This window comes from Rhodococcus sp. IEGM 1305 (assembly GCF_030058635.1).
Classification (GTDB): domain Bacteria; phylum Actinomycetota; class Actinomycetes; order Mycobacteriales; family Mycobacteriaceae; genus Rhodococcus_F; species Rhodococcus_F opacus_D.
In genome coordinates, this window is record NZ_JASHKX010000002.1 from 24,765 (window position 1) to 38,706 (window position 13,942).

Genomic DNA, 13,942 nt, shown 5'->3' on the forward strand with positions numbered 1-13,942 from the left:
CGGCGGACGCTCGAAACACCTTTCCGTTCTTCCTCTTCGCTCCTCTGTGGCACTCGACGACCGCGTCCGGTGTGCCCGACCGGAGATCACATCCTTCGAAGGATCAATCATGTCCAGTTCACTCGTGTCTTCCCCCGGGTATCGGCGCCTCACGCGCGTCGCCTTCGCCGGCGTCGTGGCGCTCGGGCTCGCGTCCTGCTCTTCCGGTTCCTCCGGCGGATTGTCTCTCGATGACGCTGTCCCCGATCAGGTTCCGGACGGAACCTCGCTCAGCGTGTCGATCAAGACCACCCGGCTGCAGCTCGAGGCGACCGGCCAGCTCGCGGACCTCCCGTTCACCGTGTCGGACTGGCCGGACGTCAGTGCCGGTCCCGACGTGATCCAGGCCTTCCGGGGCAACGCGGTCGATCTGGCCACCAACGCCGCGATCCCGCCGATCCAGGCGCACGCCACCGGGCTCGACGCGAAGATCGTCGCGGTCCGGGAGAAGGAACAGCCGCAGTACCGGCTGGCCACCGCTCCCGGCTCGGACATCACGGAACTGCCGGACCTGCGGGGCAAGAAGATTGCGTTCTCACCCGGGCAGGCGCAGGGTGTGGTGATCCTGCGAACGCTGAAGGCGCAGGGTCTGACCACGAAGGACGTCCAGCTCGTCGAACTCCCCAGCCCGCAGTTCCTCACCGCACTGCAGTCGAAGCAGGTGGACGTCGCGCCGCTGTCGGAGCCGACGGTGACGAAGTACCTGAACCAGTACGGGCCGGACGGAGCCAAGGCGCTGGCCACCGACGCCGTGGACGCGCTCACCGTGCTCTGGGCACCGGTGGAAGTTCTCCAGGACCCGGCCAAGGCCGCGGCGATCAAAGCGTTCATTCCGTTCTGGGCCCGCGGGGAGATCTGGGCGTGGGAGAACCAGGACGCCTGGATCCAGAAGTACTACGTGGAGAGCGAACAGGTATCGGCCGAGGACGGCAAGCGCATCGTCGCCTCCGTCGGGCAGCGCCCGGTCTACCCCGCCAACTGGGACGCCGCAGTCGAGTGGACGCAGGACACCGTCCAATTGCTCTCCGATGCAGGCTACTTCAGTGAGTTCGATGCCAACGAGTTGTTCGACCGGCGATTCGAGACGATCGCCGCCGACGCTGTTCCGGCCGAGTACCGGGGCGGTGTGCAGCGATGACCAGCACTCTCTCCGCGCCGGCACCGGCACGCAGTGTCGCCCCCGAGGCCCCGAGGCTCGGCGTCGCCGATCGGCAGATCCGCCGACTCGGGCTGCGTAAGGCGTTTCCGTTCTCCCGGCTGGCCGGTGTCCTGCTCCTCCTCGCGGTGTGGGCAGTGGGAAGTCTGACCGGCGTCATCGACGCGCGAAAGCTGTCCGCGCCGTGGACCGTGGTCACCACGGCCGTCGACCTGATCTCCACCGGCGTCCTGCAGGAACACGTCCTCGCGTCGTTGAGCCGCGCCGCCATCGGTTTCGCATTCGGCGTGGTGATCGGGACGGCCCTGGCCGTCGTCGCCGGTCTGACACGTTCCGGTGACGCCCTGATCGACGGGCCGATCCAGCTCAAACGCGCCATCCCGACGCTCGGCCTCATCCCACTGCTGATCCTCTGGCTCGGCATCGGCGAGACGTTCAAGATCGTGATCATCGCGCTCGGTGTCGTCGTCCACATGTACATCCAGACGCACAACTCGTTGACGTCGATCGACAACCGATACGTCGAACTCGCCGAGGTCCTCGGGTTGTCCCGGGCCACGTTCATCCGCAAGGTGGTACTGCCTGGTGCGATGCCGGGATTCTTTCTGGGACTGCGCCTCTCGGTGACCGGTGCCTGGCTCACTCTCATCGTCGTCGAGGGAATCAACGCGGTGACCGGTTTGGGAAAGATGATGTACAACGCACAGAACTACGGACAGTCCGACGTGATTCTCGTGGGGCTCGCGGTCTACGGCATCTTCGGTCTCCTGTCCGACTCCGTCCTCCGCTACATCGAAAGGCGGTCGCTGTCATGGCGCAAGACGCTCGCCGCCTAGAACCCGCCGCCGTGCAGGTGCGATCCCTCGTCCGCGGATTCGGCGACAAGACCGTACTCGACCGCCTGGACCTCGACATTCCCGACGGGCAGTTCGTGGCCCTGCTAGGAAAGAGCGGGTCGGGCAAGAGCACGCTGCTCCGCGCGCTCGCCGGTCTCGACTACGACGTCGAGGGCCGCGGCGGAACCCTCACGGTGCCCGAGGAGGTGTCGGTGGCATTCCAGGACTCACGACTGCTGCCGTGGCTGAGGGTGCTGGACAACGTGACGCTCGGACTGGGCCGCACCGGCACGAGCAAGGGAACGTCGGCGCTCGCGGAAGTCGGGCTCGCGGGCCGGGAGAAGGCGTGGCCCAGCGAACTGTCCGGCGGTGAACAGCAGCGGGTGGCGCTGGCCCGAGCGCTGGTCCGCGAGCCCCAACTGTTCCTGGCCGACGAGCCCTTCGGCGCTCTCGACGCGCTGACCCGGATCAAAATGCACGCCCTCCTGCAGGAGTTGATCCGCCGCCACCGCCCGACCGTCCTGCTCGTCACACACGACGTCGACGAAGCGATCGCGCTCGCCGACCGGGTGCTCGTTCTCGACCGCGGGCAGATCGTCGTCGACGAGAGCATCGACATCCCGAAGCCGAGAGCGCTCGGCGACAGCAAGTTCCACGAGTTTCGCAACACGCTGCTCGGCGCCCTCGGCGTCGAGGTAGCGGCACAGTAAGGGAGTTACACCATGAGTTCGTCACCCCAGCGCCGACTGCATCTCAACGCATTCCTGATGGCGATCGGACACCACGAGGCCGCCTGGCGCCTGCCCGAGAGCGATCCGAACGCCAATCTCGATATCAAGCACTACATCTCGTTGGCGCAGACCGCCGAACGCGGAAAATTCGACTCGGTGTTCCTCGCCGACAGCCCGGTGCTGTTCAGCAATCCGGAACGCAGGCCGAGCGGCAAGCTGGAGCCGACGATCATCCTCACGGCGATCTCCGCGGCCACCGAGAAGATCGGCCTGATCGCGACCGCGTCGACCAGCTACAACGAGCCGTACAACCTGGCGCGGCGGTTCGCGTCCCTCGACTTCGTCAGCGGTGGACGCGCCGGCTGGAACATCGTCACCACGGCCGGCGCCGATGCGGCGCAGAACTTCGGTCTCGACGACACCCCCGCGCACCGGAGCCGGTACGAGCGGGCCGCGGAGTTCGTGGAGGTGTCCACCAAGCTGTGGGACAGCTGGGAGGACGACGCCATCGTCGCGGACAAGGACGTCGCGATCCATGCCGACTCCGCCAAGGTGCACGTCATCGAACACGAGGGCCGGTTCTTCAAGGTGCGGGGACCCCTCAACGTGCCGCGGTCGCCGCAGGGATATCCGCTGCTCGTGCAGGCCGGGTCGTCCGAGGACGGAAAGGATTTCGCCGCCCGGTACTCGGAGGCCATCTTCACCGCCCAGCCCACTCTCGACGAGGGGAAGGCGTTCTACGCGGACGTCAAGGACCGTGTCGCGAAAGTGGGCCGGGACCCCGAGCAGGTACTGATCCTGCCCGGCATCGTGCCGGTCATCGCTGACACCGAAGAGGAGGCCCGCGAGCTCGAGGCCGAACTGGAGAGGTTGATCTCGCCGGAATACGCCCGCAAGCAGCTGGCGCAGCGGTTCAATCTCGAACCGGAGCAGCTCCCGCTCGACGAGGAACTTCCCGAGGACTTGCCGTCCGAGGACGAGATCGAGGGTGCGAAGAGCCGGTACACGCTGATCGTGGACCTCGCCCGCCGCGAGAAGCTCACCGTCCGGCAGCTGATCGGGCGACTCGGTGGTGGTCGCGGTCACCGCACGTTCGCGGGCACCCCGCTCCAGGTGGCCGACACGATCGAGTACTGGTTCCGGAACGGCGCCGCCGACGGTTTCAACATCATGCCCGCGGTCCTTCCGTCCGGGCTGGAGAAGTTCGTCGACTCCGTTGTCCCGATCCTGCAGGAGCGCGGACTCTTCCGCACCGACTACACCGAGACCACACTGCGCGGGCACTACGGTTTGCCGCGGCCCGGCAATCAGTTTGCGGTCGAGAAGGATTCCACGCTGGTGTCTGCGCAGTGACGACGGAAGCTTCGGGGGAGAACGTCGGCTGGCTGCGGTACCTGTTCGGGTACTGTCTGCGCCAACGCCGCAATCTCGTTCTCGCGTACGGCGCGGCGGCGGTGGCCGCCGCGGCCACCGCCACCATTCCGCTGGCCGTCCGGCACGTGATCGACAATGCCGCGGTCGACACGAATCACGCACTGGCGCCGTGGATCGCGGTGCTCATCGCCCTCGCATCGCTCCGTTTCGCCGCCGCATACACGCGACGGTACCGCTCCGGGCAGCTGTCCCTCGGAGTGCAGTACGACCTGCGGGGCGACGCCTTCCGGTCCCTGCTGCGGCTGGACGGCGTCAAGCAGGACGGACTGCAGACCGGGCAGGTGGTCAGCCGGTCGATCTCGGACATCACGCTGATCCAGATGCTCCTGCAGTTACTGCCGCACATGGCAGGGAACCTGCTGATGTTCGCGATCTCCCTGGCCGTGATGGCCGTGCTGTCGCCGATCCTCACCCTGGTCGCCCTGGCCGTCCTGCCTGCGTTGTGGTTCATCTCGATGCGCAGCCGCGTCGACCTGTTCCCCGCCAATTGGCATGCCCAGGAACAGGCGGCGATCGTGGCCGGGGGAGTCGAAGCCGCCGTCACGGGGGTGCGCGTCGTCAAGGGATTCGGCCAGGAAAGCCGCGAACTCGAAGACCTCGAGAAGCGGGCAGGGGACCTCTTCCGTTCCCGGCTGCGCGTCGCACGGCTGACCAGCCGGTACAACCCTGCACTGCAAGCGGTCCCGATGCTCGGGCAGGCACTCGTCCTGGCACTCGGAGGATGGCTGGCGCTGCACGGCACGCTGTCGCTCGGCACGTTCGTCGCCTTCACCACGTACCTGGCGTCGTTCGCCTCGCCCGTGCGTCAGCTCGCCACGCTGCTGACCGTGAGCCAACAGGGCCGGGCCAGCGTCGAGCGCGTCCGCGAGGTGATCGACAACGCCCCCGCCGTCACGACCCCACCCGGCGCCGTGGACTTGCCGCGGGGTCCCCTCGAGGTGGTGTTCGACGACGTGGCCTTCGGATACGACCCGTCGAATCGCCTCCTCGACGGACTGTCCCTGCGAATCGCACCCGGCGAGACGGTGGCGGTGGTCGGCGCGGCCGGATCAGGGAAATCAACTCTGGCCATGCTTGTTCCGCGGTTGTACGACGTCGACGCGGGTGCGGTCACCGTCGGGGGGATCGACACCCGCCGGCTGTCGCTCGACTCGCTGCGCTCCGCGCTCGGCGTCGTCTTCGAAGACAGCTACCTGATGTCCGAAACGATCCGCGCCAACGTGTCCTACGGCCGGCCGGATGCCGACGAGGCACTGGTGCGTGAGGCGCTCCGCGTGGTGCAGGCGGAGGAATTCGTCGACGCACTGCCGGACGGCCTCGACACCGTCGTGGGGGAGCAGGGGGTGACGTTGTCGGGTGGGCAGCGGCAGCGGATCGCCCTCGCCCGGGCATTGGTGACCGATCCGCGGATCCTGGTGCTCGACGACGCGACATCGGCGGTCGACGCCCGCGTCGAGGCCGCCATCCACCACGAACTGTGCGTCGCGACCAGCGAACGGACCACGCTGATCATTGCGCATCGCCGGTCGACGCTCGCGTTGGCCGACCGTATCGCGGTCCTGGCACACGGGCGCATCGTCGATGTGGGCACGAGCGCCGAACTCGACGAGCGGTGCCCCCTGTTCCGTGCGCTGCTGTCGAGCGCGGACGACGTGACCGCTCCGGACACGTCGAACGAGCCACCGGACGTCGACGGTGTCACCGCCGAACTGTGGCGCCGGGAGGACGGAGACGAGGCTTCCGGGGGGTTCGATGCCAGAGCCGCAGCGGCTTTCGCGACCGCAGCCGCGGGTGCCAGTGGGCCGTCGCGCGGAGGCGCGTCGGGCGGCATCCTCTCGTCGGCGCCGCCCAGCCCCGAAGTAATGGCTCGGCTCGACGACCTGCCGCCACTCACGGGAGACCCCGACGTCGCCGCGGACGAGGCCCGGGCCGCCGACCCGGCGTTCGGACTCCGCTCACTGCTGCGTCCGCTCCTCCTGCCGCTGGTCGCAGGCTTGGCGCTCGTCGGGCTGGACGCCGTCGCGCAGATCGCGGTGCCGGTGCTCGTCCGTACCGGGGTGGACCGGGGAGTGCTGCAAGGCGCCCGCGACCTGCTGCTCCTCGCGGCGGCCGCGACCATTCTGGTGGTGCTGCTGGACTGGGCCGTCAACATCGCCCAGGCGCGGGTGACCGGGCGGACGGGCGAACGGCTGCTGTACACATTGCGGGTCAAGACGTTCGCGCAGCTGCAGCGGCTCGGGTTGCAATACTACGAGCGAGAACTGGCCGGCCGGATCATGACACGCATGACCACCGATGTCGACAGCCTGTCCAACTTCCTGCAGACAGGTCTGGCGACGGCGGTGGTGAGCGGGTTGACGATTTCCGGTGTGCTGGTGGCACTCCTGGTGATCGACGCGGAACTGGCCCTCGTGCTGGTCCTCGTGGTGCCCGTCCTCGTCGCGGCCACGGTGGTGTTCCGCCGAAAGTCCGTGCCCGCCTACGCGGAGGCGCGTGATCGCGTCGGGATCGTCAACGCCTACCTGCAGGAGAACGTGACGAATATCCGCGTCACCCAGGCATTTCGGCGCGAGGATTACAACGCGGCCCAGTTCGCCCGGCGGGCCTGGGACTTCCGGGAGTCGCGGCTACGGGCCCAGCGGTACATGGCCCTGTACTTTCCGTTCGTCGAGTTCCTGTCGGTGGTCGCGACCGGGCTGGTGCTCGCGGCAGGGACGGCACGGATCCACGGCGGAACCCTCACCGTCGGCACCCTGATCGCCTTCGTGCTTTACGTCGAACTGTTCTTCGCCCCCGTACAACAGCTTTCGCAGGTGTTCGACGGCTACCAGCAGGCGGTGATCGGACTCGGTCGACTGCGGGGGCTGATGAGGACACCGACCACCACGCCCCAGGCGGGCGATCCGATCGTCCTCGACCGCCTCCAGGGCGGCATCGTGTTCGACGACGTCCACTTCGCGTACGAATCCGGCAAGGGAGAGGCGCTGCGAGGGGTGGCGCTTCGCATCGAACCGGGCGAAACGGTTGCCCTCGTCGGTCAAACCGGCGCGGGCAAGTCGACGGTGCTCAAGCTGCTCGCCCGGTTCTACGACCCCACGCAGGGTGCGGTGCGCGTCGACGGTATCGACACCCGGTCACTCGACCTCGCGTCGTTCCGGCAGCGGCTCGGTGTCGTTCCGCAGGAGCCGCACCTGTTCGGCGCCACCGTCCGCGACGCCGTCGCCTACGGGCGCCCGGACGCGACCGACGCGGAGGTGGAGGCCGCCAGCCGAGCGGTCGGGGCCCACGAGATGGTGTCGGGACTGGCCCTCGGCTACCTGCAGCCGATCGGGGAGCACGGGCGCAACCTGTCGGCCGGACAACGCCAGTTGCTGGCACTCGCCCGCGCCGAACTGGTGGACCCCGACATCCTGCTGCTGGACGAGGCCACGGCGTCACTGGACCTGGCCACCGAGGACCGCGTCCGGCTCGCGACCGAGAACCTGTCCCGGCGGCGCACCACCGTCGTCGTGGCGCACCGGTTGAGCACTGCGGCGCGAGCCGACCGGGTGGTGGTCCTCGACGGCGGACGGGTCGCGGAAGTCGGAACGCACGACGAGCTGCTCGACCGGGGCGGTGTCTACCGGGAACTCTGGGACGCCTATGCGGCTTCGCCGCCCGTGAGTACTTATTAACCGCGGGTGGTTAATAAGTACTCACGGGGCCGGAGGCCATGGTCAGGCGCCGATCGACGCCTTCATCATCGGCAGCATGGCCCACAGCTGGTCCTGCCAGTAGCCCCAGCTGTGGGTTCCCGTCGCCGGAAAGTCGTAGTGCGCGCCGATGCCGAGGGTGTCGAGCCGCACCTGGAAGGCACGGTTCTGGGCCAGCGCGATGGCCTCGAGACCCATGCCGGTTCCGACGTTGAAGACGTCGATGGCGGATTGCGGCTGATCGTGCGGGCCGGGGAGGCCGGCGCCCGCCGAGATCCACATCGGGAGCCCGCGCATGAGGGGCGCCGCGACGAACGGGTCGTTGCGCAGCCACGCCGGATCCCACGGCGGTCCCCACATGCAGTCGGCGTTGTAACCGCCGGAGTCGAGCATCGCGATACGGATCGCCTCACGCATGCCCGGGGCCGACAGGTTCAGGTACCCGGACATCGACCCGGCGAACGTGAACTGGTCGCGGTGGTATGCGGCGAGGATCAACGCCGCGTTGCCGCCCATCGACAGTCCGGCGATGGCGTTGCTGGTGCGGCTGATGCCGTAGTTGTTCGCCAGGAAGTCGGGCAGGTTCTGGGTGAGGAACGACTCCCACTTGTACGTGTACGGCTGACCGTTGGTGTTGCTGGGCGCGTACCAGTCCGTGTAGAAGCTGGACTGTCCGCCGACCGGTTCGACGACGGTGATCCCGTGGTCGGACAGCCACGCGGCGTTGGTCTCGTGCTCCCACCCGCTGACGTCGTTGGTCGCGCGGAGGCCGTCGAGGAGGTAGAGGGCTTTGTTGCTGCCGTTGTTCGCGAGCCACATCCGCACCTTGATCTGCCCGACCCCGCCGGGTGCGTCGACCCAGTGCTCACGGAGACGGCTGTACGGGTCCGCGGAGGCCGTTCCGCCGCCGACGAGGACGAACGCCAGCGGCAGGATCACCACGGCAACCATCAGCCGGACGACGCCTCGTAACCAACTTTGTGACGGCTTCGTTGCTGTGACAATCACGGTTCTGCCTCCTGGTAGTCGTCCCCGGCCAGGTACATACCAGCATCACGGTATTGCGCGTCCCGGAATTCCTCGGCGTTTGCGCAGAATCGTTATCTGACCCGTGAGTACTTGTTAACCGCCCGTGGTTAACAAGTACTCACGGGTCAGTCGACGCGGGCGACGGACGTGATGCGGTGAAGGGTGAACCGCCGGACCGCGCCGCTCGCCGGGTCGAACGCGTCGAGCTGGCCGCCGCCGACGCTCACAGGATCGACGATGCGGTGCGTCGCCACACCCTGAGCGTCGACGTAACCGATGGTCACGCTGGTGCGTTCTCGCGCCGCAGCGTTGAGCAGGGCGATGGTCGCGGCGCTGCTGGCCCGCGACCCGTCGGAGCGGATGCTGCCGGATCCCCGGGCCGACGCGGCCAGGTCGCCCGCGCGGAGGGTCCGGACGACCGCGTCGAGTTGGGCGTCCGTGGCGACGGCCGGGGTGCGGCCGGCGGGAGCCTTGCGCCGGGTCACGACCCGGGCGCCGCGGGGGCGCAGGTCGACCAGTGCGCCGGACGAGTCCTCGCCTGCGGGCGCGAAACCGGCCGCCCGCAGTTCGCCCAGTACTTCCCGCAGCGGTGCCTGCGACACCGCCACCGTCGGAGCCAACGCACGCAGGGCCAAAGTTGCGGCCACCGGCGACGCCAGGACCTCCGCGAGCAGGGTGGGGTCCTCGCAGCGGACGAACGACGCCGCGACCCCGGCCCGGAGCCGCCCGTGCCGCCTCGCGACGTCGTCGATCAGATACGACAGCGACTGCGGGACGGGTGTGCGCGACCGGGACGCGAAGAGGCTGTGCAGTTCGGCGGCCGTCATCCCGACGTCGAGGGCACGGCGGACGCTGTCTTCGCTGATCCGGTACATCGACGCCGCACCGGCGGACTCGATGTCCGCGACCAGGGTGATCTGCTCCAGTAGGTCCGGAGTCAGAGGTCCGGGGGCGACGACGGTGAGGTCGGCCTGGACGAGGACGTGGTCGACGGGTTCGGGCAGCGACGCGTGCATCTCGGCCTCGGCGTCGCCGCCGTGGAGCAGTGCCCGTCCGGGGGAGCTGAGCGCTCCGCGGGCGACGAGTCCGAGCGTCGCGGCCTCGTCGAGGGTGCGTTCGACCGCGTGGACCCGCAACCGGGCACCCCAGCGGGGGCGGCGCCACGCCAGCAGCCGGCTGACCTCCGCCGGACCCGCGGAGTGGCCGCTGCCCAACTCCGCCAGCAGCCCGAGTATCGCCTGCCGGTCGCGCGGCGCGGACGGTGCGCGCACCTCCTCGGACAGCGCGGCGACCGGTTTGTCGTTGGCATCGCGCATGCCGATGAACCACGCCATGCGCGGCAGTTCCAGCCATGCGGCGGCCAGAGCGTGCCACCGCCGGGCGACCGGCGCGGTGAGCCAGTTGTCGACCGCGGTGGTCGGGGCCCAGTAGTTCTCCCCGCTGTCGGACGTCGGCGCCGGATCCGGGGTGCCGCTCGCGATCAGTCCCGCGGCGGAGAGTAGTTCGACGAGCAGGCTCAGCCGGTTCTCGTCGATGCCGGACGTCTTGGCGATGCGGCGCAGTTCGCGGACACCGAGCCCACCTGCCCGCAGGGCGGGCGCCGGGATCTCGCCGAGAGCCTTGACGACGTCCTCGCAGTGGCGAACCAGTTCGAGCGCCTCGCCTGCCGCGGCGGCGTTGATGTCGGCCGGCTTGTGCTTGCGGCCCGTCACGGTGGGAGCGGCCAGCGACGTGGGGTCGAAGACGGCCTCCCCGCGCAGGACCTGTCGCACCTGATAGGGCAGTTCGACGGTTTCGTCGTCGATCCACCGCAGCAGCCCGGCGGCGAGGAGTCGCTGCACGGGACGGTCGGGGGGTGTTCCGGGGGCCGCGTCCCGGGTGCGTCCGATCGAACTCGACTTCGACAGCGTCTCGAGGATGTCCCGCTCGACGCTCTGCAGTCCGGCCAGCGCGGCCGTGATCCCGGGTTCGTCCAGCGTCTCGACGGGTTCGGCGCTGCGTCCGACCCGCCACGGGATGGTGGCCACGACAGCGGGAACGATGCGCAGCGACGTCTTGTCCCCCCAGACGATCCCCACGGACCGCAGGCCGTCCAGCGTGGCGTCGACGGACTTCTTCGTCGCCCGCGACCCCACCGCGTCCTGCAGGGTGGCCCGCGGCACGGCGACCTCGTCGGCCCGTTCGAGCGCCAGCAGTTCGAGGATGCCGAAGTCCACCGACGTCAGGTTGTCGGCCGCGCGGGCCACCGATGCCCGCTGTTCGGCGCGGCCGGCGAGGACGACGATCGTGGCAGGCGGTGGAACCGCCAGGTCGGGGCGCTTGCGGAGCAGATCCGTCAGTTCGGCGTCGCTGCGCGCGGCCAGCCAGTCCGCGAGGGTCGCGGCGCCGCGCGGGGAGGCAGCGGTGCCGTTGGTGCTCGCGGTGGCGTCGTCGGTGTCGGTCATCGACTATCAGATTAGAGACCTGGGCTGTACGTCGCCGAATGCTCCTGTCAAAATGGCACCGTGGCTAACAATTCGAAGAAGCAGTACGTGGATCCAGGGTGGCCCGAAACCGCCGATGGAGATAGCGCCGTGACCGAACTGTCGTCGAGCCGTGCGGGCGGATTGTCCCCGTTCGGCGAGGACACCGAGTTCCCGCTGCCGGCGGACTCGCTGCCGTACGCGCATCCGCACACCGTGATCAACCGCTGACCCGACGACACAAGAGGGGCCCTGCACCGGATCGGTGCAGGGCCCCTCTTGTGTCGCGGGGGATTACTGCGGGAGCAGTCCCTTGTTCGCGTCGATGAGCTGCAGGATCTGGGGATCGATCGCGATGCCCTGAGCCTTGACGGCCTCGATCGCGTTGTCGACGACACCGGCGTACTGCGAGGTGCCGTTGGTGCTGGGGACGCCGCCCGTGAGGTCGGGGAGTGCCGGCGCCGCGGGGGCCTCGGGCACGGTTGCGGGGGCGGTGCGCTGGGTGGGTGCGCTGCTCAGGCCGAGGCTCGAGGAGCAGGACGGCCATGCGCCCCAGCCCTGGGAGTCGAGGACCTTCTCGGCGACGACGATCTGCTCTTCACGCGAGGCCTGGTTGGCGCTGGCCGCGTACTGGGTTCCACCGTGTGCGTTCCAGGTGCTCGGGGAGAACTGGAGTCCACCCTGGAAGCCGTTTCCGGTGTTGATTCCCCAGTTTCCGCCGGACTCGCACTGCGCGAGGCGGTCCCAGTCGGAGTCGGGTGCCGCGTTCGCGGTGCCCGAGAAGGCTGCTCCGGCGACGCCCATGATGGCGCCGGTGACGGCGACCTTGGCGACGGTGCGGCCGGTGGTGGTGGGCTTGCGATGGCGTCCGCTCATAGTGGTCGAGATCCTCTCCACACGCGCCTGCGAGGTCAGCTGTCGGGTTCGGGCTGAGAGGTCGCCCGGCCTCGCCTCTCCTGGCTGGAGAGGGTCTGGCTTCACCCCAAGATCCGAGTGTGCGAGGCACATTCGGGCCGGTGTCCGTCTGAGAACTTGCGTTCCCTGGAGGACTTTGGGTCCCCCGTCCTCGTCCCTGGAATGCTTCGTCGGGACTCCGGTACCCGCGGGACGAGGTTTGGCGCGGCGGGCCGGATGTGGCCGATGTTTCCTCGGCCGGTGACGACGGTAACGGGCCGAGGCCGCAGTGTCACCATTTGATAACGCGGAGTGTCTTCGCCTGTTGCGGGGCCTCATTGGGCGCGCAGGGACTCTTCCCAGCTAGTGGCGACAAGACGTGCGGATCGCCGAGCCGTTGCCCTTCCGTTACCGGGTCGTTATGTGAGTAAGCTCACATCACTGGGGAGCGTCGATGATGTCCTTGCCGAGGGGCATGAGCGAGATGGGGATCATCTTCAGATTCGCGACCGCGAGCGGGATCCCGATGATCGTGATCGCCATGGCGATTGCCGTCACGACGTGCCCGATCGCGAGCCACAGACCGGCGATGACGAACCAGATGACGTTGCCGATCAGCGAGGCCACACCGGCCGTCGGCTTGTCGACCACGGTCTTCCCGAACGGCCACAGCGCGTAGACGCCGACCCGGAACGACGCGATGCCGAACGGGATCGTGATGATCAGGATGCAGCACAGGATTCCGGCGACGAAGTACCCCAGCGCCAGCCACAGACCGCCGAAGATCAGCCAGATGATGTTGAGCAGAATTCTCATGATCGTCCCCTCGGTCGGTGGTCGGGTGTGTCAGCGCGAGCGTCTGCCCTGCCTCAGTGCCGCGACGATTCCGAGGAGGAATCCGATCGGGCACGCGAGGGCGATGAGATAGAGAACGAGGCCCGGTTCGGAATCGGAGAGCACCGGGGTCAGGAAGATCGCCACGATCGCGACGAAGCCGACCGCGAAGAGGGCGAGTGCGACGCGCAGGAGTCCGTCGCCCCTCCGGGGTGTCTGAGGAGTGCTCGAAGGAGTCGGTTCGTGGGCCACACCAGCAACGATAGTGCCTGGAAACCCGGATGCCGGAGGGGGTCTCTGCAAGGTAGACTGTGGGCACTGCGCGTCCCGCACCAGAGGTGGGGCGCGCTGTTTTGCATACCAAGTGCAACCAACTGCACTCCAAGTGATGAGCGGGTGAACGCGGTGCCGACCGGCAAGGTGAAGTGGTACGACGTCGAAAAGGGCTTCGGCTTTCTGTCGCAGGAAGAAGGGGAGGACGTCTACGTGCGTTCGTCCGCTCTTCCCGAGGGCGTCGAGGGCCTCAAGGCCGGTCAGCGCGTCGAGTTCGGCATGGCCGCCGGTCGACGCGGCCCCCAGGCTCTGAGCCTGAAGGTGCTCGACCCGGCGCCGTCGCTGCGTCAGAACGCCGCACGCAAGGAGCCGTCCGCCAAGAAGCACACGCCGGACGAACTCCACGGCATGGTCGAGGACATGATCACGCTGCTCGAGGCGAAGGTCCAGCCCGACCTCCGCAAGGGCAAGTACCCGGACCGCAAGACCGCCCAGCGCATCTCCGAGGTGGTCCGCGCCGTCGCGCGCGAGCTCGACAGCTGATTCGACGGACGACGAAGAA

At 68.4% G+C, this 13,942-nt stretch carries 12 protein-coding genes and 1 riboswitch; of the genes, 7 read left to right on the forward strand and 5 right to left on the reverse strand.

From position 1 onward, the window contains the following. Nucleotides 1-109 precede the first annotated feature (109 nt). The 5 genes from QM693_RS03990 to QM693_RS04010 are packed head-to-tail and all read left to right on the forward strand — an operon-like array spanning nt 110 to nt 7,870. The gene (locus QM693_RS03990) at nt 110-1,177 is read left to right on the forward strand and encodes an ABC transporter substrate-binding protein (protein ID WP_283330723.1); all 1,068 of its coding nucleotides are present in this window, start codon (nt 110-112) and stop codon (nt 1,175-1,177) included. Further along, the gene (locus QM693_RS03995) at nt 1,174-2,031 is read left to right on the forward strand and encodes an ABC transporter permease (RefSeq protein WP_283330724.1); all 858 of its coding nucleotides are present in this window, start codon (nt 1,174-1,176) and stop codon (nt 2,029-2,031) included. The genes QM693_RS03990 and QM693_RS03995 overlap by 4 nt, the downstream gene beginning before the upstream one ends. After that, entirely contained in the window at nt 2,007-2,741 is a 735-nt protein-coding gene (locus tag QM693_RS04000; RefSeq protein WP_283351497.1) for an ABC transporter ATP-binding protein, read from the forward strand. Before QM693_RS03995 ends, QM693_RS04000 begins: the two co-directional genes overlap by 25 nt. Nucleotides 2,742-2,753: 12 nt before the next feature. After that, nucleotides 2,754-4,115 (forward strand): LLM class flavin-dependent oxidoreductase, encoded by a 1,362-nt coding sequence (locus QM693_RS04005; protein WP_283351498.1) that lies wholly within the window; start codon nt 2,754-2,756, stop codon nt 4,113-4,115. After that, nucleotides 4,112-7,870, forward strand: coding sequence for an ABC transporter ATP-binding protein (locus tag QM693_RS04010; RefSeq protein WP_283351499.1), 3,759 nt, complete (start codon nt 4,112-4,114; stop codon nt 7,868-7,870). Before QM693_RS04005 ends, QM693_RS04010 begins: the two co-directional genes overlap by 4 nt. A gap of 42 nt (nt 7,871-7,912) precedes the next feature. On the opposite strand, the gene QM693_RS04015 is transcribed toward QM693_RS04010, so the two are convergent. Together QM693_RS04015 and QM693_RS04020 are read right to left on the reverse strand one after the other, a co-directional pair. Next, the gene (locus tag QM693_RS04015) at nt 7,913-8,896 is read right to left on the reverse strand and encodes an alpha/beta hydrolase (protein ID WP_280778628.1); all 984 of its coding nucleotides are present in this window, start codon (nt 8,894-8,896) and stop codon (nt 7,913-7,915) included. 146 nt (nt 8,897-9,042) lie between these two features. Beyond that, on the reverse strand, nt 9,043-11,361 hold the full coding sequence (locus QM693_RS04020; protein ID WP_283351500.1) for a helicase-associated domain-containing protein: 2,319 nt from the start codon (nt 11,359-11,361) through the stop codon (nt 9,043-9,045). Between the two features lie 60 nt (nt 11,362-11,421). Between QM693_RS04020 and QM693_RS04025 the strand changes: the two genes are divergently transcribed. Beyond that, complete coding sequence (locus QM693_RS04025; protein WP_025431899.1) at nt 11,422-11,610, forward strand: hypothetical protein; 189 nt, start codon at nt 11,422-11,424, stop codon at nt 11,608-11,610. Between the two features lie 63 nt (nt 11,611-11,673). Here QM693_RS04025 and QM693_RS04030 read toward each other — a convergent pair whose 3' ends face one another. The 3 genes from QM693_RS04030 to QM693_RS04040 form a co-directional block, all read right to left on the reverse strand. Further along, on the reverse strand, nt 11,674-12,255 hold the full coding sequence (locus QM693_RS04030) for a transglycosylase family protein (RefSeq protein WP_283330730.1): 582 nt from the start codon (nt 12,253-12,255) through the stop codon (nt 11,674-11,676). An 8-nt stretch (nt 12,256-12,263) separates the two neighbouring features. Next, a riboswitch (cyclic di-AMP (ydaO/yuaA leader) is annotated at nt 12,264-12,477 on the reverse strand. 234 nt (nt 12,478-12,711) lie between these two features. Further along, nucleotides 12,712-13,089: a YccF domain-containing protein gene (locus tag QM693_RS04035; RefSeq protein WP_280778625.1), complete on the reverse strand. Its 378-nt coding sequence runs from the start codon at nt 13,087-13,089 to the stop codon at nt 12,712-12,714. A 30-nt stretch (nt 13,090-13,119) separates the two neighbouring features. Beyond that, nucleotides 13,120-13,359 (reverse strand): hypothetical protein, encoded by a 240-nt coding sequence (locus tag QM693_RS04040; protein ID WP_280778624.1) that lies wholly within the window; start codon nt 13,357-13,359, stop codon nt 13,120-13,122. A gap of 153 nt (nt 13,360-13,512) precedes the next feature. On the opposite strand from QM693_RS04040, the gene QM693_RS04045 reads away from it, so the two are divergent. Then, nucleotides 13,513-13,923 (forward strand): cold-shock protein, encoded by a 411-nt coding sequence (locus QM693_RS04045; RefSeq protein ID WP_005255275.1) that lies wholly within the window; start codon nt 13,513-13,515, stop codon nt 13,921-13,923. Nucleotides 13,924-13,942: the final 19 nt, after the last annotated feature.

What these genes read in the sequence shown, in the direction of transcription:
- QM693_RS03990 (WP_283330723.1), top strand. Translation starts at nt 110, where the DNA reads ATGTCCAGTTCACTCGTGTCTTCCCCCGGGTATCGGCGCCTCACGCGC.
- QM693_RS03995 (WP_283330724.1), top strand. Translation starts at nt 1,174, where the DNA reads ATGACCAGCACTCTCTCCGCGCCGGCACCGGCACGCAGTGTCGCCCCC.
- QM693_RS04000 (WP_283351497.1), top strand. Translation starts at nt 2,007, where the DNA reads ATGGCGCAAGACGCTCGCCGCCTAGAACCCGCCGCCGTGCAGGTGCGA.
- QM693_RS04005 (WP_283351498.1), top strand. Translation starts at nt 2,754, where the DNA reads ATGAGTTCGTCACCCCAGCGCCGACTGCATCTCAACGCATTCCTGATG.
- QM693_RS04020 (WP_283351500.1), bottom strand. Translation starts at nt 11,361, where the DNA reads ATGACCGACACCGACGACGCCACCGCGAGCACCAACGGCACCGCTGCC.
- QM693_RS04030 (WP_283330730.1), bottom strand. Translation starts at nt 12,255, where the DNA reads ATGAGCGGACGCCATCGCAAGCCCACCACCACCGGCCGCACCGTCGCC.
- QM693_RS04035 (WP_280778625.1), bottom strand. Translation starts at nt 13,089, where the DNA reads ATGAGAATTCTGCTCAACATCATCTGGCTGATCTTCGGCGGTCTGTGG.